This window comes from Pyruvatibacter sp., from assembly GCF_040219635.1.
In the GTDB taxonomy this organism is placed as follows: Bacteria; Pseudomonadota; Alphaproteobacteria; order CGMCC-115125; family CGMCC-115125; genus Pyruvatibacter.
On record NZ_JAVJSC010000006.1, the window covers coordinates 69,020 to 89,749 of the forward strand.

General features: G+C 61.0%; 16 protein-coding genes. 11 read left to right on the top strand and 5 right to left on the bottom strand.

The window, feature by feature from the left end:
* Positions 1-9: 9 nt before the first annotated feature.
* From RIB87_RS11520 to RIB87_RS11540, 5 genes are read left to right on the top strand one after another with little or no spacing between them, the layout of a single operon-like run.
* Positions 10-5,133 (top strand): phage tail tape measure protein, encoded by a 5,124-nt coding sequence (locus tag RIB87_RS11520; RefSeq protein ID WP_350146744.1) that lies wholly within the window; start codon positions 10-12, stop codon positions 5,131-5,133.
* Positions 5,130-6,704: a hypothetical protein gene (locus tag RIB87_RS11525; RefSeq protein ID WP_350146746.1), complete on the top strand. Its 1,575-nt coding sequence runs from the start codon at positions 5,130-5,132 to the stop codon at positions 6,702-6,704. Before RIB87_RS11520 ends, RIB87_RS11525 begins: the two co-directional genes overlap by 4 nt.
* Positions 6,704-7,567 carry a hypothetical protein gene (locus RIB87_RS11530; protein ID WP_350146749.1) on the top strand — a complete coding sequence of 288 codons (864 nt, stop codon included), beginning with the start codon at positions 6,704-6,706 and terminating at the stop codon, positions 7,565-7,567. Before RIB87_RS11525 ends, RIB87_RS11530 begins: the two co-directional genes overlap by 1 nt.
* A complete protein-coding gene (locus tag RIB87_RS11535) occupies positions 7,564-9,138 on the top strand; it encodes a hypothetical protein (protein WP_350146751.1) in 1,575 nt (524 codons plus the stop codon). Before RIB87_RS11530 ends, RIB87_RS11535 begins: the two co-directional genes overlap by 4 nt.
* 1 nt (position 9,139) lies before the next feature.
* Positions 9,140-9,586: a hypothetical protein gene (locus RIB87_RS11540; RefSeq protein ID WP_350146753.1), complete on the top strand. Its 447-nt coding sequence runs from the start codon at positions 9,140-9,142 to the stop codon at positions 9,584-9,586.
* A gap of 3 nt (positions 9,587-9,589) precedes the next feature.
* On the opposite strand, the gene RIB87_RS11545 is transcribed toward RIB87_RS11540, so the two are convergent.
* On the bottom strand, positions 9,590-10,018 hold the full coding sequence (locus RIB87_RS11545) for a hypothetical protein (protein WP_350146755.1): 429 nt from the start codon (positions 10,016-10,018) through the stop codon (positions 9,590-9,592).
* A 144-nt stretch (positions 10,019-10,162) separates the two neighbouring features.
* Here RIB87_RS11545 and RIB87_RS11550 point away from each other — a divergent pair, with 144 nt between their 5' ends.
* Positions 10,163-10,978 carry a DNA adenine methylase gene (locus tag RIB87_RS11550; RefSeq protein ID WP_350146757.1) on the top strand — a complete coding sequence of 272 codons (816 nt, stop codon included), beginning with the start codon at positions 10,163-10,165 and terminating at the stop codon, positions 10,976-10,978.
* 240 nt (positions 10,979-11,218) lie between these two features.
* On the opposite strand, the gene RIB87_RS11555 is transcribed toward RIB87_RS11550, so the two are convergent.
* Positions 11,219-12,088 (bottom strand): PD-(D/E)XK nuclease domain-containing protein, encoded by an 870-nt coding sequence (locus RIB87_RS11555; RefSeq protein WP_350146760.1) that lies wholly within the window; start codon positions 12,086-12,088, stop codon positions 11,219-11,221.
* Between the two features lie 206 nt (positions 12,089-12,294).
* Entirely contained in the window at positions 12,295-12,597 is a 303-nt protein-coding gene (locus tag RIB87_RS11560) for a hypothetical protein (protein ID WP_350146762.1), read from the bottom strand.
* 260 nt (positions 12,598-12,857) lie between these two features.
* Here RIB87_RS11560 and RIB87_RS11565 point away from each other — a divergent pair, with 260 nt between their 5' ends.
* The 4 genes from RIB87_RS11565 (at position 12,858) to RIB87_RS11580 (ending at position 15,329) form a co-directional block, all read left to right on the top strand.
* On the top strand, positions 12,858-13,661 hold the full coding sequence (locus RIB87_RS11565; protein WP_350146764.1) for a hypothetical protein: 804 nt from the start codon (positions 12,858-12,860) through the stop codon (positions 13,659-13,661).
* 200 nt (positions 13,662-13,861) lie between these two features.
* Positions 13,862-14,206 carry an AbiV family abortive infection protein gene (locus RIB87_RS11570; protein ID WP_350146766.1) on the top strand — a complete coding sequence of 115 codons (345 nt, stop codon included), beginning with the start codon at positions 13,862-13,864 and terminating at the stop codon, positions 14,204-14,206.
* A complete protein-coding gene (locus RIB87_RS11575; RefSeq protein ID WP_350146769.1) occupies positions 14,203-14,592 on the top strand; it encodes a hypothetical protein in 390 nt (129 codons plus the stop codon). The genes RIB87_RS11570 and RIB87_RS11575 overlap by 4 nt, the downstream gene beginning before the upstream one ends.
* 26 nt (positions 14,593-14,618) lie before the next feature.
* A complete protein-coding gene (locus tag RIB87_RS11580; protein ID WP_350146771.1) occupies positions 14,619-15,329 on the top strand; it encodes a hypothetical protein in 711 nt (236 codons plus the stop codon).
* Positions 15,330-15,435: 106 nt separating this feature from the next.
* Here RIB87_RS11580 and RIB87_RS11585 read toward each other — a convergent pair whose 3' ends face one another.
* The gene (locus RIB87_RS11585) at positions 15,436-16,806 is read right to left on the bottom strand and encodes a cytochrome P450 (protein ID WP_350146773.1); all 1,371 of its coding nucleotides are present in this window, start codon (positions 16,804-16,806) and stop codon (positions 15,436-15,438) included.
* Positions 16,807-16,990: 184 nt separating this feature from the next.
* Positions 16,991-17,911: a LysR family transcriptional regulator gene (locus tag RIB87_RS11590; protein ID WP_350146775.1), complete on the bottom strand. Its 921-nt coding sequence runs from the start codon at positions 17,909-17,911 to the stop codon at positions 16,991-16,993.
* 266 nt (positions 17,912-18,177) lie between these two features.
* Between RIB87_RS11590 and RIB87_RS11595 the strand changes: the two genes are divergently transcribed.
* Positions 18,178-20,730: beta strand repeat-containing protein (locus tag RIB87_RS11595; protein WP_350146777.1), on the top strand; the 2,553-nt coding region annotated here is incomplete at its 3' end.

The following is a 20,730-nucleotide window of genomic DNA, read 5'->3' on the forward strand; positions in this document are numbered from 1 at the left end:
GGCGCGCTGATGGCTGAACGTATTGTCTCACTGCGGGTGCGCGTTGAAGACGACGGCTCCGTCCGTGTACTGGGTCAGGTTGAAGACAGCATCGAAGGTGTGGGCCGGGCGGCCAAAACATCGTCGCGCGATCAGGCCGGGCTCAACGCTGAAACAAAAAAGTTTGGTCCTGCCGCGAACGAAGCCCGCGACGGTGCGGTGCGGCTCAAGACAGCCCTGCAGCTGATCGGCGCGGTGGCGGTGGCCGCCGTGTTCCGCAATGCCCGCGAGGAAGCGCTGGCGTTCGGGCGCGGCATGGCGGAAGTCTCAACGCTGCTTGATGACACCAGCGTCATTCCGCAGCTCACCGCTGACGTTGAGCGTCTGGCTGTCCAGTACGGGCAGATGCCGCGCGCCCAGATCAAGGCGCTGTACGACATCATTTCTGCTGGCAGCACGAACGCCGCCGATGCGATTGCGGTGCTTACGGCGTCCAACAAGCTGGCGGTGGGCGGCGTCACGCAGGTGGACCGCGCAGCCGATGGCCTGACCTCGACCCTGAATGCCTATGCGTCTGCGAACTACACAGCCGACCAGGTGTCAGACAAGTTTTTTGCCACCATGCGGATCGGCAAGACGACGATCGAGCAGATTTCCGACTCGATCGGCAAGGTGGCCACCAATGCCGAGCAGACAGGCGTGCAGCTCGACGAGCTTTTGGCGGCCTATGCCACGCTGACATCGACGGGCACACGCACCTCGACAGCGATGGAAGGTCTGCGGGCGGTCATTGCGTCAATCCTGAAGCCTTCGGAAGAAGCGCGCGAGCTGGCCGCCCAGCTTGGCATCGAGTTTGATGTGGCGGCGCTGCGCAGCAAGGGGCTGTCGGGCTTCCTTGCGGAGGTGGCTGACAAGACCGACGGTGCAGCGGACGCGATCGCCACGCTGTTCGGCGGTACCGAAGCGATCACGCCGGTGCTCAGCCTGGCAGGCGCACGGGCGGAGGCGTTCGCGGACAATCTGGAGACTGTGCGCAACTCGGCCGGTGAGACCGACAAGGCCGTTGCGAAGATGTCAGAGAGCGCGGCATTCCTGCAGGACCAGTTCGATGCAACCATGGCCACCATCCAGCGCGGTGTTGGCGATGGTCTTGTCAAAGGCTTGTCGCCCGCACTTGCATCGGCCACCGAGAACGCTGAAGCGCTGAAAGCGGCCGCCGAGCGACTGGGCTTCGTGCTGGGCGAGTCGCTGGGCATCGCGTCCGAGACAGCGGCGTTGCTGCTGGACAATATCAACCTCGTCGAGGCAGCCGTCGGGGCGCTCATTGCCGTGCAGCTTGTGCGCTGGCTTGGGTCTGTCGCTGCGGCGTTTCTCAGCGCTCAGGCGGCAGCGGGTGGGTTCTTCGCGCTGCTGTCAGCACATCCAATCGGTGCGGTTGCCGCAGCTGTCGGTGCCCTGGTTGGCGCGTATATTCTGCTGACAAATGAAACCCACGAAGCCCGCAGCGCGCAGACTGATTACAACGCAGCGCTTGAGACGGCACGCGGACGGCTGGAAAGCCTTGCGACGGCTGAACAGAAGGCGGCGCTGGCCATTGCGGAACGCACCGTGCGGATGCGCGAATCGTCTTTGGTGGCCGCCGAGAACCGCCTTAATGCCCTGCAGCCCGGCGATGACCCAAGCGAGGCACTTGATCGTCTGGAGCGCGCGCGCGACGGCATTCAGGGCGCACGGCTGGACCTTGCCGCACTCTATGCCGAAATTGATGCCGGCACGGCCGCCGTCGCGGGCGCTGCCGGTGCCGGTGGCGGCAACAGCAACAGCCCGCTTGCCAAGCTCGACGAAGACGCGCAATCCCTGCTGGCGTCTCTGGACAATGTGGGTGCCGGCGTTGCCGCATATCGCGAAGGGCTGGCGGTGCTGGATACGGCGGTTGCGTCGGGCAGCATCAGCCAGGCGGAATACAATCTGCTGCTGGCCGAGCTCGACACCCGCCTCAAGGACACGCTGGGCAACGAGCCGGCCAACGCCGTGCGTGCCTGGGCGGATGCAACAGACGATCTCAACGACCGCACGCTGGTTCTGACGCAGCTTGAAGAGGCCCTTGGCGAGCGCACCGGCCGCCGCATCGAGCAGCTGGCGGTGTTGCGCGAAGGCATGGCCGAAGAGCTGCGGCTGATGGGCCTCAGTGAAGAACAGCGGCAGGTGGAACTGCTGACCCATGAGCTGCTGAACGCAGCCAGGGCGGCCGGCATCGATCTGACAGAAGAAGCGGCCCGTAACGAAGCCCGTGCGCACGTTGAGAAGATCGGCGCGATCGAAGCCCAGCGCGCGGCCCTCAACCGCAATCAGGAGTTGCTGCGGCGGTTCACCGGCGAGATTGAAACCGGCTTCAAGGACGCATTCAAGGAAGCCTTCCGCGAAGGTGAAGGCGGCTTCGACCGGTTGATGTCGAGCTTCGAAAACATGTTTCTGGACATGCTTGCGGAGCTCGCGTTTCAGGCGCTGGCACGGCCGATCATGGTGCCGATCGTGCAGGCGGTGGGCGGCGCGCTGGGCGTGTCGCAGGGCGGTATCGGCCAGGTGCTGGGAAATGCCGGGTTCGGCGTGCCTGGTACAACGGGGCCGACCGGGATCAACCTTGGCGGGGGTGGTGGGCTTGGCGGTGGGCTGGGCGATCTGGGTTCGCTGTTCAACGGCTTTTCGCAGTCACCCGGATTTATCAATGATTTCATTTTCGGCAGCACGGGGCAAAGTCTGGGACTTTCGTCGCTGGGAGCGGGTGGCATTGGTCCGGCCGCACCTACTGCGTTCGGCAATGCGCTTGGTAACCTGACATCTCCGGCCGGCGCGGCCGGGGGCTTTGCCGGCAACTTTCTGGGCAATGCCATCTTCGGCGGTGACCGGGGCATCGGTGCTGACATTGGCGGCTCGATCGGGGCGGTGGCCGGCAGCTTCATTCCCATTCCGTTTGTCGGCACAGCCATCGGCTCGCTGCTTGGCAACTTCATTGGCGGGCTGTTTGGTGGTGGGGGCGGTGACCCGATCGGGCATACCAACATTGCACTGTCCGGCAACCGCCTGACGGTGGGGGCGTCTGGTGCCGACAACGGCGCTGACCCGGCTGCAACCCAGCAGGCGGCGGCCGAGGCCGTGCAGCTCATCAACCAGATTGCCGATCAGCTGGGTCTCGACATCATCGGCACTGTGGGTGCAGCGTCGGTCGGCCAGGGTGGCGCACCGGGACCGGCCTCGGCCCAGCAGGCGGTGGATGCCTTCTTTGCCAATGCCCCGCAGAACCTGCGCGGCGAGACGGCCGCCATCAACAGGATCATCGCGGAAGGCGGCGGGGTTGAAACGCTGGCCACGCGCATTGCCGAAGTGCGCGACCTTGAACAGATTTTGGCGGCCATGTCATTCGAAGATCCGCTTGAAGGTCTGACCCAAACCGAGGCAGCCATCCGCACGCTGACAGACGAGATGGCCAGCCTGCGTCAACGCGCGCTTGCGGTGGGGCTGGCGATTGACACCATCAACGAGTACGAGGCGCGCCAGCTTGAGGCGATGCGCACGGGCTTTGATGAAAATACCTTCGACAGCATTTTGTCTGCCACCGATCCCGTACGATACGCTTGGGAACGGCTGATGGACAATCAGGAGCTGCGTCTGCGCGATGCGATTGCGCTGGGTGCGGACCTTGCGGCGGCCGAACATCTGAACCTGCTTGAGCGCTCCGCCTTTGTGGCGCAGCTGGGCGAACGCGAGCGCGAGCGCCTCAATGAGCTGCTTGGGCTGAACGATGATCTGGCTTACCAGATCGGTGCGAGCCGCAGCGCCCTTGGCCTGCTCGCCCAGGACCAGAGCCGCGCCATGCAGACGGCGGCCGGTGAAGCGCGGCAGCTGGCTGACAGTTTGCGCAGCTTTGCGGTGTCAAGCCGCGACGCGGTGTTTGCGCTGCGGGTCGGCGGGGCCTCGCCGCTGTCGCCGGAGACGCAGCGCTTGGAACTGTTTGACCGGCTCAATGCGCTGGCGACAGATGCGTTTGAGAACGGTAATACGTCGGCCCTGCAGGCGTTGCCGCAGGTAGCGGCGCAATTCATTGACGCCAGCCGGGCGTACTTTGCAGACAGCCAGCTGTTCAATGCGGACTTTGACTTTGCCACCGGGCTGCTTGAACAGGCAGCGGCGGTGGCAGAAGCGCAGGCTGATCTGGCTGATGCCGATGCGTCGTTGCTGGAAAGCCAGCTTGATGTGCTGTCGGAGATCTTGGTTGCTCTTCAGTCAACCTCGCCGGATGCCACATTGCTGGAAGCGCAGCTGGCTGAACTCAGTGCGCTGACCGGGGAAAGCACGCCGCTCTATGCAGCGCTTGCAGACCTTGTGGCGCTGACCGCCACCGACCAGACATCGGCGATCGAGGCAGAGGCGGCGCGGCTGGCATCTGAGCGTATGAGCGCTATTGAAGCGGCCTCCGCTGAACGCATTGCGGCCGCACAGGCCGAGGCAGACCGGCGTGCGGCGGCTGCAGAAGCACAGGCGGCAGCGCGGGTGGCGGCGGCTGAGGCAGCCCTTGCCGAGCAGGTGCGTGCCAATGCGGCCAACGAGGCGCTGGCTGCGTTGCCGGGCATTATTGAACAGTTCACCACACGCTATTCGGCCAGCGATCAGGAACGCACGCTGGTCAATGTGAATGCCGTCATGGCCACGGCCGAGTTTGCGCTTGCCCGTTCGATTGATCCTGAACGCGCCTTTGCAGCGCTTGGCATGGCTGTGCCCGCAGGTTTTTCCGGCGGCGGCCACGTGCTGGGTGCCGGCACATCGACCAGCGACAGCATTCCGGCGCGGCTGTCGCATGGCGAGTACGTCATTCGCGCCGCTGCGGTGGACCAGTATGGCCCGGCGTTCCTCGACCAGGTGAATGCCGGGGCGCTGGGCGTTGCCAGCGGCGGCGGCGATGCATCAGGCATATTGAAAGCGCTTGGTGACATTGCCCTGCGCATGGAGCGGGTTGAGCAGGCTGTGCTGTCGGCCGGTGATGGCACCATCGGTGCCATTGAGGATGGCAATGCCACCCGCGAGATCATCCGCCGCGACAACGAACAGACCAATTTCATGCTGCGCCGCGACGCCGGCCGCCGGGGCGCGCGCTCATGAGCATCAGGGTCATTCTGGCAGAACTCGTGGTTGCGCGCGCTGATACCGGCGCTGAAACCACACTGTATTTTTCCGATATGCCGATGCGGCCGTTCCGGTCTGATGATGCGGACCGGCCCGACCAGGCGTATGACCCGCGCCTGATTGACCCGGCGAACGTGGCGCGCGAACTGTCGCTTGATCTGGCGCGGTTTGAAGGCACGGTGGCGGGCGGCAGCATGGTGCTGAGCAATGCCGACGGTGCCCTCAATTATCTGCGCGGCTACGTGCCGGGACGGTTGAGCCTGTATTGGGGCGCGGCGGGGGATGCCTTTTCAACCTTTGTGCCGCTGCTTGTGGGGCGCGCCGGGCCGCCTGACTTTCGATTGTCGGCGTCGTCACCGGGGCGGCTGGCCATCCCCGTCTATGACCTGCGCGCTGAACTGGATAGTCCCCTGCAGGGTACTACCTATGCCGGCACCAACAACGGCGCCGGGTCGGGCTATGAAGGCACGGAAGATGATTTGAAGGGGCTTCCAAAGCCCCTGGCGCTGGGTGATCTCACCCGCGCGAACATTCCCGGCCGGGCCGCCAATGTGCAGGACCTGGTCGATCAGCTGCACGATGGCAAAATCGAGGGTGTGACCGCCATTTACAACGGCGGCGGCGACGCCGGGCTGACGCTGAACGGCACATCCACCGGAGTCGCGTTTGATGACGTGGCGCTGACCGCTACCGAATATGAAGACGACCGGGCGCGCGGTCTGGTGAAGCGCGGCGGCGTGCTGGCCAATATCGTGACCTATGATCTCAAGGGCGCGGCCGACACTGTTTTTGGTGATGGCTATGACGACACGGCCGGGCCGCTGATCAAGCGGGTGCTGGCGATGAAGGGCATTACCGGGACTGCCATCGGTGCCTCCTTCGGCACACTGAACGCGACGCAGAAAATGGGTCTGTGGCTTGATACCGAGGTCACGGCGCTGGAAGCCGTTGACGCGCTTGCAGCCTCGATCGGCGGCTTTGCCCTGCCGGACCGCACGGGCACGTGGCAGGTGGCCGTAGTGCGGGCACCGGCGGGCAACCCGGTGCTGACACTGTTGGATGACGACATCATTGATATTGCGCCCGACCAGGCGGAAAGCGGCGTGCCGGTGGGCGAGGTGTCTGTGCTCTATGCGCGCAATTACACGGTGATGCGCCGCGCAGACATGCAGGCGTCTGTGCACGGCACGGACCGGGAAGCCTATGTGTCGCGCGAATGGCGGCGCGCGACCGCTGTGAGTGCCACCACCAAGGCGCGCTGGCCGGACAGTTATTCGGTGGATTTGCTGACCGGGCTGGTAAGTGCTGCGGAGGCCCAGGCATTGGCCGACGACGTGCTGGCGCTGCTGGGGCCGCGTGCCGACGGCACGCCTCGTGAAGCGTTCCTGATCCAGTGCGAGATGACGCCTGCACGGCTGGCGCTTGAGCTGGGCAGCGAGGTGCATGTGACTGACGCGCGGGCCGGCATTGATGCGGACATGATTTTGATGGCGGTGCGGCCGACGTCGCCGCAACGCCATCTGATGACCTTGAGGGTGTATGGCTGATGGCTGATCGCAAGGGACGGTTTTATTCGACCAACTTCGCGCTTGACGCCACGCTGTCGGGCGGCGGCTGGGCGGGCGCATTGCCGCTCGACAACATGAAGACGCCGCTGCTGGCCTCGCAGCCGGCGCGCTCGGCCAGTCTTGATACGGACGATACGCAGTTTGATGTGGCGTTCGGGCGGGTGCGCAAGCTGTCGATCGTTGCGGCGCTGGCCACCAACATCACGTCGGGTGCCACCTACCGTCTGCGGCTGTCGCAGTCAGACAGTTTTGACGCGCCTCAATATGACAGCGGATGGGTGCAGGCGTACCCGTCGCTGTTTTCGTCGGCGGCGCTTGACTGGGAAGAAGAAAACTGGTGGACCGGCCAGCCGGTAGAGGGGGACATCGCGCCCTATAACCGCAATGTGTTTGTGCTGCTGGACCCGCCGGTGCAGGCAACCCACGCACGCCTTGAAGTGCTGGACCCGTCCAACCCGGACCTTGCGCTGGACATCGGCCATCTGTTTGCCGCCGGTGGCGTGCAGCCGGAGTTCAATTTCAATTTCGGCACCCCGCGCGGTTTGCGCACGCGCACGCTCAGGGATGAAACGCCATCCGGCCGGGCGGTGTTTGACCGCCGCCCGCTGCAGCGGGTGATCCGCGTTGATTACGACGCCCTGAGCAAGAACGAGGCGGTGATTTTTCAGGATGCGGCTGCGCGCAACGACATTGAAGACCCGGTGGTTTTTGTGCCTGACCCCGGTGATACGGCAAACCTTTTTCGCGAAGCCTTTCTGGGTCGCTTTGCACAGCTTCCCGACCGGGTGCCCCGTGCGGCCGGCCACTCAACACAGCTGCAAATTGAAGAGGTGATTTCATGACCGTTCAACAATCCATTGACAGGTTGAAGGATGGGCACTGGAACTCGGACCCGGTGAACGGCGCCACCAATCCCGGCGGTATGGGTGCCGACGGGCACCGGGTCAATTTTCCCGCAGCGCTCGCGGATGTGGGTGTGGCCGCACAGGAGGCAGGCGACAAGGCGGCGGTTGCTGTGCAGGCAAAAGATGATGCCGAAACAGCGCGTGATGTGACGACGGCCGCGCGGGATGTCACGACGGATGCCCGTGATGTTGCCGTTGCGGCAAAAGACGATGCTGTAGCGGCAGCGGGGTCGCTGACCTATGCCAGCCAGGCGCAAGCCGAAGCGGGGACGGCCGACAACAGGCTGATGTCGCCGCTGCGCCATAAACAGGCGGTTGATGACCGGTTGGCCAGTGAGGCGGAAGCCGAGGCGGGGACGGCCGACGACAAGCTGATGACGCCGCTGCGCACGGCACAGGCGGTTGAGCACGCGACCGACGAGAGGTTGGCCAGTGAGGCGGAAGCCGAGGCAGGGACGGCCGACGACAAGCTGATGACGCCGCTGCGTACGGCACAGGCGGTCGAGCACGCCACCGACGAAAGGTTGGCCAGTGAGGCGGAAGCCGAGGAGGGGACGGCCGATGACAAGCTGATGTCGCCGTTGCGTACAGCGCAGGCCATCAGTGCCCAAACAACCCTGCCTGCGGCGCCGGACGCCGGTGGCTTTTTGCGTCGCAACGATGGCGGTACGGCTTACGAAACGCTTGCACCTTTGGCAGCGCGGGTGGCCCTGGGGGCTGTGGCGGCGGCCTACACCTCGCGCGCAAACGCTTTTTCGCTGATCGTCGGGCATGACGGCGGCGGGTCGCTGCTTGATCTGGATGCGCCCGCACAGACAATCAGCCTGCCGGAGCTTGATGATGTGAACAACGGCTGGACGCACATTATCCATGCGATCGGCGCGCCGTCAGGCTTTCAGACGGCCTATGTGGATACGGCGGTCGCGGCTGACAAAATCCTTTATCGCGGCACCGAAACCGACCGGCTTTATCTGTTGGGCGGTGGCGAGACTTTCCGGTTTACGGCGGTGGAACTGCCCGCCAAGACCGTGTGGCTGTGTGAAATCATGCAGCAGCCCGCGCCGGAGCATCTGTATCTGCGCCGCACCCGAAGCGGCGGTGCGGCCTGGGCCAACAGCACTACATCGTGGAGCGCCGGCACGACAAATCAGGATACCGGCAGCAGCAATGCGCAGGCTTTCAGTGTGCTGGCGTCAACGTTTGGGTTTGCGGCGCCGTGTTCGGGGCTGTGGCACATCGAGGCGGGTATGTATTTCGACCCGGTTGCTCCGGGCGGGGGGACAGCCGGGCGAGCTGAGGCAACCTTGTTCAAAAATGCCAGTGCGGAACTGGCACCGGGGCTGATGCGGTCGCGCAGATTTCAAGTCAATTTGGGAAGTCTAATTTTTGAGACCATCCGCGGGCTGGCGACGGGCGATACAGCGGAAGTGCAATTTCGAACGTCAATATCAACACTTTTGACCTGGCCTGAATACGACATTTTCACAGCCCGGCTTCTGGAGCGATAGCATGGACAAGTTTGATTTCATTGATGATGTGCTCGCCACACTGCATCCCGGCATCCGGCAGGATATTGATTATCTGTGGATCACGCGTGATGGCGACGGGCGGCTTGAAAACTGGAACGCTGTGGATTTCGGCGCGCTGGACTGGCCAGCGGTGCAGGCCGCTTGCGAAGCGCACTTGCACGCAGCCCAGGTGATGGCTGTGAAGGTTGAAGCCGGCCGCCGCATTCTGGCCCGCTATCCTGAATGGGAGCAGCACAACATGCTGGCACGGGCGGCCGCGTTGACCGACGTCGGCCGGGCCAACTGGACAGCTGAGCAACAGCAGCTGTCGGACGACCTGCATGCCCGTTGGGCGTGGGTAGCAGCAGTGCGCGCGCGCTCAAACGAGATCGAGGTCATGGACCCGCTGCCTGAAGATGTGCGTGACGACACGCTGTGGCCGGCGTGAGCGCTAGGCAAATATCTCGAGGAGAATGATCAACAGCACGGCGCTGGAAATACTTGCCATCATGACGACGCCGGAGGTGCTCAGCATTTTGCGTAACCTTGGTCTCTGCGAGCCCCAGCCGGCCATTGCATCGGCTGGCTCCACCGTGTCTCCGCTTTTAGCCAGGTTGAGAAGCACCGCTTGCCCCCGGAGCCCGGTGTCAGCCTGAAAGGCGAAGAGCAGCGACAGCGCCGCAGGGATCAAGATAAGGATGAGAGGGATCGGGTGCCAAGGCCGGTCGGCGAAGTGGCCAATGTTCGCGATAACAAGGGCAAGGGTTGCGCCGGTCCCGGCCATAACCCGCCCGGCGTGGTGAGTCATGATGCTGATCTGCCCTCGCGCGATGTTGAATTGGGCTTCCGAGACAGTCGGTTTCTGGGGCTGGTCAGACATTACGAAACTCCCGTTGATTTAGACGGGGGCCGGTGTGCGCCAACACACCGAACCGGCAGTATGGAGCTGCCACATCGGGGCCAGCTACGCCCCTTCTGTCCCGCCACCGCGATCGCGGCGGGGCCATGTTGAGCGAGTCTGTTGATGGAGTCGATCCACGACCGAAAGCCGGTGAAACCGGCGCGTCCCGCTGCTGCGTATATTGGCGGCAAAAGAAACCTGTCTGTCCGCCTGGTGAAGCGCATCGAGGCCATTCCTCATGTGTTGTATGCCGAGCCGTTTGTCGGCATGGGCGGCGTTTTCCTCAAGCGTCTGACCCAGCCCAGGGCCGAGGTGATCAACGATATCAGCAAGGACGTGTCCACGTTCTTTCGCATCCTGCAGCGGCACTATGTGCCCTTCATTGAGATGATGCGCTTTCAGCTGACGACGCGCGCTGAGTTCGATCGTCTGCTGAGCACGGACCCCGACACCCTGACCGACCTTGAGCGTGCGGCTCGGTTCTTGTACCTGCAGCGCACGTCGTTTGGTGGACGTGTTGCCGGGCGCAGCTTCGGCGTGTCGCCGGATCGGCCGGGACGGTTTGATATTACGAAACTCGGCCCGGTTCTCGATGAGCTGCACACCCGCCTGTCGGGTGTCGTCATTGAATGCCTGCCGTGGGATGCGTTCATCGATCGCTACGACCGGCCGGGCGCGCTGTTTTATCTGGACCCGCCCTACTGGGGCGCTGAGGGTGACTATGGCAAGGTATTCGCGCGGGACGACTTTAAACGGCTGGCGGCAAAGCTCGCAGGGCTCAAGGGGCGCTTCATACTATCCATCAACGACACGCCGGATACGCGCGCGGTCTTCAAGGCATTCAAACAGGAAAAGGTGCGTGTCGCGCGCACGGTGGGCACAAGTCCCAAGGCCCGCAAGCCGGTCGGAGAGCTGATAGTGTCCAGCATAAAGCGATGATCTGAACGCATGTCAGTGTTTTCAATTGGGGATTCTAGCAGTTACGCGTCATCGGAGCATTCAGGACGCGTTGTGTTTGTCCGGTGGAGGTTCTTAACAAGCCGTTCTGCAGGCACCGGCGCCCAGAGGCAAACTAGAAACCGCCGCGACCACAGACCAAAAGATGTGCCTCCCGACACTGGCGCAATGCGCTCATGTCCCCGCAAAACATGATGGATGAGGGTTGGGGTGTAAGTCATCCTAATGAATCACGAAGACCTTAGTGCCCAGTGAACCCTTGCTATTTTTGCTTTCTCCCTCGAGGTCTTCAATCAACCCTCCAGCATTTTCTATGTAACGATTGGGATCATAGATGACACACCATAACTGTGTGCAATCAGGATGGACCCGATAGTGATCGAGGTCGATGATCAGTTCGTCTCCAACCTTTTTCCCGTGAGACTTATCTCTCACCAATTTTGTTTCTATGACAAGTGAGTGCTTTGGGAGAAGGAAGTCCATGCGTGTGCTCGAGCCTGCATAGCTGGGTGTGAATTCTTCTGCCCTAATATCAGATACCCAAGGTCGAAGAAGTGCATGGAAAAGGTCCTGAATGTCATATTCAGACGAGAAGGAGAGCGCGATTGAATTCTTACGTCTATGCACCAGCGGAGACATTGCTCGAGGCAATCCGTTGATCAGAACCCGCAACAGGTCCTCAATGGAACTCGGCCGTATTTTCGGTTGCGTACTGCTGGGTAGTGGCGCGTCCTCTTCAGGCAATGTTCCATTAGGAAGAACCTGACCACCTTGAAAGTATCGGAAGCCGTTCTGCTCAAGAGTTTCGACGACACGCTCACGATCAGTTTCCCATTGTTGACGCGCATCATCATCGGAAGGAGTGCAGTCCATAAATTCCTCGAGAACATTTCCCAAGACAGACAGACTGTCGACGTTTTCATCCAGACCGGCTCTAAAAAGCCACTCCTTCCATTTCGAATTGTGTGAAAGGTCAGGTGGGTCTCCTGGAGCTCCTGACGACTGAAAGAGTGCGTCGAGCGTCGCATGTGAACCTGTAAGGATTTCTCCCACCACTGCGCATAGCGCTCTAGACAATCTGATGTTGCTCATATCAACTTTCTAGCAATCTTTTGATTGGGTGATAGGCTAGCAAATAGGCTGAAGAATGCCGGTCGAGCGCCAGCCAGAACACTCCCGGGCGGCTGGGAACTTCTCTGAGGTTTTGCTGCCAGTAGGACCATATCCATGTCCAATTCTCGATCATTCAATATGAGTCGGTCGCCGGGGTCCGCCATTGGCGGGAATTCTTGTTCGTTTTAGTTGGGTATCTTGATGCTAACCCAATGGGACTTCGCCTCCCGGCCGCGACCCGCTGCAATCATCTCGCTATTGGTGGGCACACGGTCGGGGCTGAACTTTTCGACGAACCGCATCATCCGCTCTGGCGATGCAAAATAGAAGCTTATGCGCTGCTCCAGCACGTGGGTGAATCCAAAGCTGGCATCCGCCTCCTCGGCCATCTGAGCGACGGCAATGATCGGCGCGTCGAATGTCAGCCGGCAGGGGAAAGTCAGGTCCGCCAGCTGTCGCCTGCGCTGATAGTCCTTGTTGGTGCCCATGAACTGCTAAGCTCTCGGCGGCGAGTTGTGGCGCCTCAAACAGTGATTGAATGGTATTCCAGCGGCGCCTGGCGAGGCCGCATCGGGGTGCCCCGTCCCCTCCGTGAGGGCTGGGCTGTTTGCCCTGTCCACCGGGGCCGTATGACAGACCGCGGCCACTTCGGTCTGCGAATGTTAATCCAAAGTCGATCATGTGCAAGACTTGCGTGGCCACAATCTCAATTGCGCTCGAATATTGAAATTTCAGGAGATAACCCTCGATGGCAGAGAATGATGATGAGCACGAAGGTGGCCGTGACGACAAAATACGCGCAGTTATTGGCGCTGGCTCCGACATAGCCGGCACCGCAGTTGGCGGCGCACTTGGGTTTCTGGCCGCAGGCCCAGTTGGTGCCGCATTAGGCGGAGCTGGAGGCACATTGGCTGCTCACGCGTTGCGCGGGCTTGGTGAAGAAGTAGCCGAAAGAGTGTTAGGATCTCGCGAAAAAGTTCGGGTGGGTGGTGCTCTTGCAATTGCCGCATCGAAAATTCAAGGCCGACTAAATCATGGCGAAAGCCTTCGGCAAGACGGGTTCTTTCAGCCGACGCGCAATGGTCGTAGCGATGCCGACGAAGTTGCGGAAAGCGTGCTGTTGAAATGTCAGCGGGAGGCTGAAGAACAAAAAATTCCCTACATGGCTTTCCTGATCGCGAATCTCGCATTCGAACCTGAAATCAGCACGGGGCTTGCCCACCAGATTGTTAAGACGGCGGAACAGTTGACGTATCGACAGCTGTGCATTCTAAAAATCGCGGCGTTGAACAGCCAATATGGCTTGAGGCAAAGCGACTATCGGGGACACGGGAATTTCGAGAAAGCGCTCTATGAACTCCTGTATGAGTGTATCGACCTCTACAGTCGGTCACTGATTAGTTTCAATGGAGAGGCGGCCTTTGGCCCAACAGACGTCAAGCCGGGAAGCATGACAACCCAGGGCATTGGGCAAGACCTGTTCAATCAAATGGGCCTTGCCACGATACCACAGACCGACCTCGATCCAATTATCGTCGAGCTCTCCAAATGATCTCGTCCACGAAAATTGTCCAGGTAGTCTGTGGTGGTCCAACCGTTGAGTGACGTTTTCCACAGATCTCAAAAGCGCGATCTATGTTGCGCGGCTACGCAAACTAACTGGCGCGCTACAGCGCGCCATTTAGATTGCGCCGGCGCGCCTCATAGATAGCGTTTTTGAAATCCGTGGAATACTCCTGTTGAATACTCAGTATGAGCCAAAAAAGAACGGCAGTAGCATTTACCCGTCAGATTCTTGAGGCATATCGGAATGCTGCTATCCAGAATGCGGACGCGCTGGCGAATGAGGCCCGTCTGCTTTTGGACCACGGCCACTTTTCGCGTGCGTACTTCTTGGGTGTAGCGGCCATTGAAGAGATCAGAAAAGCAACAATTGCCCACACCAGCCAAGGGCGCAATCTAGACGCACCCAACGTCCAAAAACCTGTGGCAGAAGAGTTTCGGGATCACCATACGAAAATTACCAACGCGCTGATTGCGCCACTCTTGGTGATGTCTCCAGAGGACATACGACAGCGTGACAGGAATAGCATATGACCGCCACAGATTGGACGCCGGTCTTCGTCCTACCGAATATTCCGCTGGAAGCTGCCATCGGCTGTGAGATCGCGGCGCTCGCGCCCGCGAATGACCCTCGCGTTACGGCCCTCAAGAAGGCGCATCCCTCGTTCAGACGATTCCTCAACCGCTTCGCGGATAATTTCGGAGAGAAGTTCGAGCCCTCGGTCTTGCTCCTGAACAAGGATGCGCCGCCGAACTTTCGCGACATCACGGCTCTTGCCAGCTTCCGTGATCTCATCGCGCTCGCCACGATCACCCATGGCCGGGCGTTGCAACTCATACACCCCCTGGGCATCGCGTGCTTTTCGGCGAGGCTTTCGCGATCTATCCGTGGATGCTCGACCGACACTACGAGGACGTGATTGGCAGCACACCGGCGATACTCGGCATGCATAAGCTTTCCCGGTTCAAAGGCCAATCGTCGCCAACCCTGTTTCGAACATCAATCGGAAAAAACGACATCGATCAACCACTCCTTGCCGAACTCATGGCGCGTTGGCGTCGGCGCTACGAAATGGATGAACCCGCCTGGGAGAATGTCGCTCTGATGCGCTCGCTCAACATGGCGTATCACGCCTCGCTCCTGCCCGCCGGGACGGAGACGACGTTCTACGACGTCGGGCGGGTCGTTTCCCTCTGGGTCAGCGCTTTCGAGATTCTCGTGCATCCAGGCAAAAACGGCCGGGCCAACCGCGACAAAGTGATCAAGATGATTGAGCGGACGTGCTGGGCAAAGGCGGAGAGCGGCCAACTCGTGTATGACCCGGGCGAAACGACCAAGGAGAAGCGCACGCTGGCGTCCTGGCTCTGCCAGATGCTCTACGATTGCCGAAACGACTTCCTGCACGGCAATCACGTCGAGCGCAGCAAACTCGTTCTTCCCACGCCGCAGCGGACGATCTTCGAATATGCCGCACCGCTCTACCGCATCGCACTGACCGCGTTTCTTCCGCTCACGTACCAAGTTGCGATACCATCGGCCGACGACCCACACGCATTCGCTGCCTGGACCAACGATCCCATGGGCTTCATGAGACCGCAGAAAACGACGGAGGAGGCCCTTCTGACCGCGACGCACCCGCCAGCAAGCCTGACCTGAGACCTAACTTTCATCCGGTTGGCGGCTGAGTCCTTTGATCATCCAAGCCTGCTCAGCTTAGTGATGCAAAGGGGAGAGCACCTTTTTCTGCAGCCGCTTAAATCAACTAGTCCGCCGCGCGCACCTGAATCTGCGTCGGGCGGGTTCCGCCTGGGCCATACAGATTGACCCTGAGGCTTGAGATCGCGTGAACCAACGCATTGGGGGCCACGCGCTGGTGGCCGGTCCAGGTGATGTTGGGAAACCGGTCCAGCATGCGCTCGTAGGAAAGCCGTAGCTGCATCTGTGCCACGCGGCTGCCCAGGCATTTGTGCACGCCGTGGCCGAACGCCAGATGCTTGTCCACATTGTCGCGCATCATGTCGAAGGTATCCGGGTTGGGAAACACCTCCGGGTCGCGGTTGGCAGCGCCATACCACAGCACCACTTTTTCGTCCTTCGCTATGCGCTGGCCGTTGAGTTCGGTTTCCTGAACCGCAGTGCGGCGCATGTGGCGCACGGGGGAAATCATCCGCAGTGCTTCCTGCGACATGCGCGGGATCAGCGCCGGGTCATCCAGCACCATCTGCCGCTGATCGGGAAACTCGGTCATCAACCGGATAGTGCCCGACAGCGAATTGCGGCTGGTGTCGTTGCCGGCAAAAATAATCAGCAGCCATGAGCCGTCCAGAAACTCCTGGGGCAATTCCTCGCCGTCGAGCTTGGTGTGGGCGATGGCCGTCAGCAGATCTTCGCGCGGGTTGGCGCGCCGGTCCGCCATGATGCGCTCGCCATACGCAAACATTTCCTCCACCGCCTTGAAGAAGCGGAACGGAAACAGCGGCTGTTTCAAAATCACCTGCCACGGGTTGGTCAGATACTGGCTGGCCAATTCAAGGTAATGCATCCAGTACTGGATCTTGGGGCGGTCTTCCTCGTCCACCCCCAGCATTTCGCACAGCGTGTAGAGCGGCAACTGCTCTGAGAATATCGGCACCATATCCACTTCGGGGCCCTGGGCTTCCATGTCGTCCAGCAGCGCATCCACTTTGGCGGCCACCTTGTCGCGCAATGTTGCAACATAGGCGGGCGAGAAAAAGTCCATCTGCTGAATGCGCATCTCCATGTGGCGCGGTGCATCCAGATTGATGAGCGCGTTGAGCGCTGCGGACACCAGCTTTTCAGGCTTCCATTTGTCCTTGGGGGCCACACCCAAATTGATGCTGCCGCGCTCCGACGAAAACACGTCCGGCGCAAGCTCAACCGCCTTGAGGTCTGCATAACGACTTACCGACCAGAACCCGTCGCCGCCCTTGCGCACGCCGGACCACATGACGGGCGCCGTCTCGCGCATCTGTGTGTAAAAATCATGCGGATGACCGCCGGTCCACGAGGCCGGGTTCCACAGCTCAAAGCCCTGGAGTTCAGGATAAACCGCATCGAAAGTCGGCCGCGCCTTGCCGGTGTCCGTCAGAATGTCGTCGCTAACAAGTCTCATGCTGTGTGTCGCCCGCCTGTGTGTCGCCCTCTATGGGCTTTCGGGTTGCGCGTGATGTGATGCGCTTTCACCTTGCTTTTTAGCACGTGACACATGGTGCGGCATAGGCCGGGGCACAGGGCGGGGCCGGACGGGCGGGGCCGGACAGGCGACTGTTCCCGGATCAGGTTGCCTTGTGTGGGCTTTATTTTGTGTCCGCGGCTTTTGTTTTGGCAAAGATCGAGAGGATTTGTGTGCGCAGCCATGTGTGCGCCGGGTCATCGTCATGGTCCTCGTGCCACACCAGGTACCATTGGTGCATTGGGCGGTCGAGCGGCAGGCTGAATATCTTGAGGCCCATCCGGTCCGCGAATGTCTCTGCCATGCGCCGTGACAGGGCGCCGGCAAGGTCGGTGGTGGCCACAATGTAAGGGATGGACCACAGCCGCGACACGATGGCGATAAACCGTCGCTTCACGTTGCGGGCTTGCAGTTCGTGTTCGAGGTGGGTCAGCGCACGCAACTGGGGTGCGATGGTAATCAGCCCCACTTTCTCCATGTCCTCCAGCGTGAATTCATCGCGGTCGCCATAAACCGGGTGGTCGGCACGCACGACGATGCAGGCCTCATCGTCAATCAGATAGGCCGTCCTGAGTTTGTCGGCATGCTGTGCAAACACCGACAGCCCCATGTCGATGTTCTTGTCGAGAAGCTCCTGGTCGAAGTCGATCCCCCAAAGTGGCTTCACGTCATAGGTGATGCCCGGGCTTTGATCCATCGTCTGCTGCAACAGCCTGTTGAGGATCAACGGCTCGGCGGCATCAGGCACCACGATTGAAAAGTTGCGGGTGCTCTTTGCCGGGTCAAACGGCTCCACCGCCGCTATGCCCTTGTCGATGGACAGCAGCGCTTCATGAATGATCGGCGCGAGGCGCGTCGCCTCTTCGGTGGGCACGAACCGGTTGCCGACGCGCTCAAACAACGGGTCGTCCAAATGGTCGCGCAGGCGCTTGAGCGCATTGCTCACGGCGGGCTGGGTCAGCCCCAGCTTCCTGGCCGCCGGGGTGATGCCGCCAGCCTCATACACGGCATCGAAGATCTGCAGCAGATTGAGATCAAGCTTCATTGTTGTCTCCGGTCATTCATCCCTTGAATGACTCATATCGCAACTTTGAATTTCCCACCACCCGGCGCAACCGCTTAGGTACCCATTAACAAGGAGTTAAGGCGCATCAGGGGGTTTGTGTGCCGGCTCCAAGGCGTGTGAGTGGCTGGGGTATCACTGTGATGAATGAGGGTCATTCGTCTGGCGAATGGGCCGGGAGAGTTTGGGGGGTGGCGGCACGGGGAATTGCGGCCGCTCTACCGGTCTTTTTGCTGGTGATCGTCGCCATGGGTGCAACAGCAGTACCCGTTACGCCCGCCCAGGCGCAGGTGGTGGCCTGCACCGGTGGGCCGGTTGTGGGGGGAGTCGGGCGTGTCCAATACAGCAGGGTAACAAACTCATGCACCATAGATGGGGTGTCTGGTTCGCTTGGCGAAGCTGGCGCTCTGACATTTCAAGCGATAGGAGGCGCGACTTCAGCAAGCGCCACCCGTGGCGTCAGCGTCGGCTCGGTTGCTGCCAACGGCCACGGAGTGTGTGACTTTGGAGACGGCAACGGCAATCGTGGTCCGGTGGGAAGTTGTCTGGTTGTCGGATATGCGGATGCCACCGACTTTGGGGCCACATTTGAGTGGGATTCGGCGAACCCCGGCGCGCCCGTTGCGTCCGACCGCAGGATGAACGTGGTCTTTCGCAGAAACGGAAGCACCATCACACTCACCTCGGCGAGTGTTCAGTTCATTGCCGTTCCGCCTGAAATCAACGTCACCGGCAACGGGCAGTCCATCACCAGCGGTGATGCCACGCCCACCACAGCAGACCACACGGATTTTGGCAGTGTCGGCGTGTCAGCGGCAGCGGGCACGCGCACCTTCACCATTGAAAACACCGGCGCGGGTGCACTCACGCTTGGAGCCAATGCGGTGTCCGTCGGCGGCGCGGACGCCGCCCGCTTTACTGTGACGGCCCAGCCGGCGACAAGTGTTGCCGCCAGCGGCTCGACGACTTTCACCGTGGCGTTCGACCCGCTGATAAACGGTGCCGCCAATGCCACGCTCTCCATCGCCAATGATGATGCCGACGAGAACCCCTACACCTTCGCCATCACCGGCACCGGCACCGGCGGTGCGCCGGAGATCAACGTCACCGGCAATGGCATCACGATTCTCAGTAGTGACACGATGCCCCAGGTGGCTGACGGGACGGATTTTGGCAACGTCAATGTTGATGGTGGGCAGGTGTCACGCAGCTTCGTCATCCAGAACACCGGTAGCGCCGATCTGAATTTGGGCACGGTTACTCTTGATAGTGTTGGTAGTTTCACGATCACCAGCAATCCGGCGAACACGACAGTCGCCCCTGGTGGCACAACCACGGTGACTGTGCGGTATGATCCGGACTTCGAGTCTATTGATAGGGTCGACCTCTTCATTTTCAACGACGACGCGGATGAGAGTACGTACAGCTTCGCTCTGCAAGGTACGGCCATAAATGGCACTGCTGACATTGCGGTAACAGGCAACGGTCAGACGATTGCTTCGGGTGATGTCAACCCTTCTGTCGTAGACCACACGGATTTTGGCTCGACGGGCGTCACTGGCGGTCAGGTGGCGCGCACCTACACGCTGACGAACCCCGGGTCGGCCAATGCAAGTCTGACCGGCACCCCCCTTGTCGCTATCTCAGGGGCGCATGCAGGCGATTTTTCTGTAACCTCTCAGCCCGCCAACGCCACGATCTCTACCTTCGCGCGCACATTTGTGGTGAGGTTTGATCCATCAGCAGCTGGCCTGCGCACGGCCACCGTCTCCATCGACAACAACGTAGCAGGCAAGAACCCCTATACGTTTGCGATTGCGGGCACCGGCACGGCGGTTCCGCCCGAAATCAACGTCACCGGCAACGGCCAGACCATCACCAGCGGTGATGCCACGCCCACCACCGCGGACCACACGGATTTTGGCAGTGTCGGCGTGTCAGCGGCAGCGGGCACGCGCACCTTCACCATTGAAAACACCGGTGCGGGCCTGTTGACCCTGGGGGCCAACGCCGTGTCCGTCTCAGGCGCGGACGCCGCCCGCTTTACAGTGACCGCCCAGCCGGCGACAAGTGTAGCCGCCAGCGGCTCCACCACATTCACCGTGGCGTTTGACCCGCTGATAAACGGCGCTGCCAACGCCACGCTTTCCATCGCCAATGATGATGGGGATGAAAGCCCCTATACCTTCGCCATTACCGGCACAGGCACCGGCGGCGCACCGGAGATCAATGTCACCGGCAACGGCATCACGATTCTCAACGGCGACAACTTTGCGCAGGTGGCAGACGGCTCGAATTTCGGCTCGGCCGAGGTGAGCGGGGGGCAGGTGTCGCGGAATTTCATCATCCAGAACACAGGCACCGCGAACCTGAACCTTGGTGTGATCACCATTACTGGCCCCAGAGAGACATTCTGGTCAAAGACATCGGACCCATCGAACACGACGGTCGCGCCCGGCGCAACCGCAACGCTCACGCTGCAGTTCGACCCGGCGTATGAGGAGGTGGCCAATGTGAGCGTAAACATTCCGAACAACGACGCTGATGAAGCCTTTTACAGATTCATTATCCAGGGCACGGGCATCAACGGCACACCGGACATTGCCATTACCGGCAACAGCCAGACAATTGCGATCGGAGATGCAACGCCATCTGTGGCAGATCACACGGACTTTGGATCAACAGATGTGACCGGCGGCCAGGTGGCCCGCACCTTCACGGTGAACGCCACAGGGACGTCGAATGTGGGGCTGACCGGCACACCCGTTGTTGCCCTCGCAGGTGCCCATGCGGCCGATTTT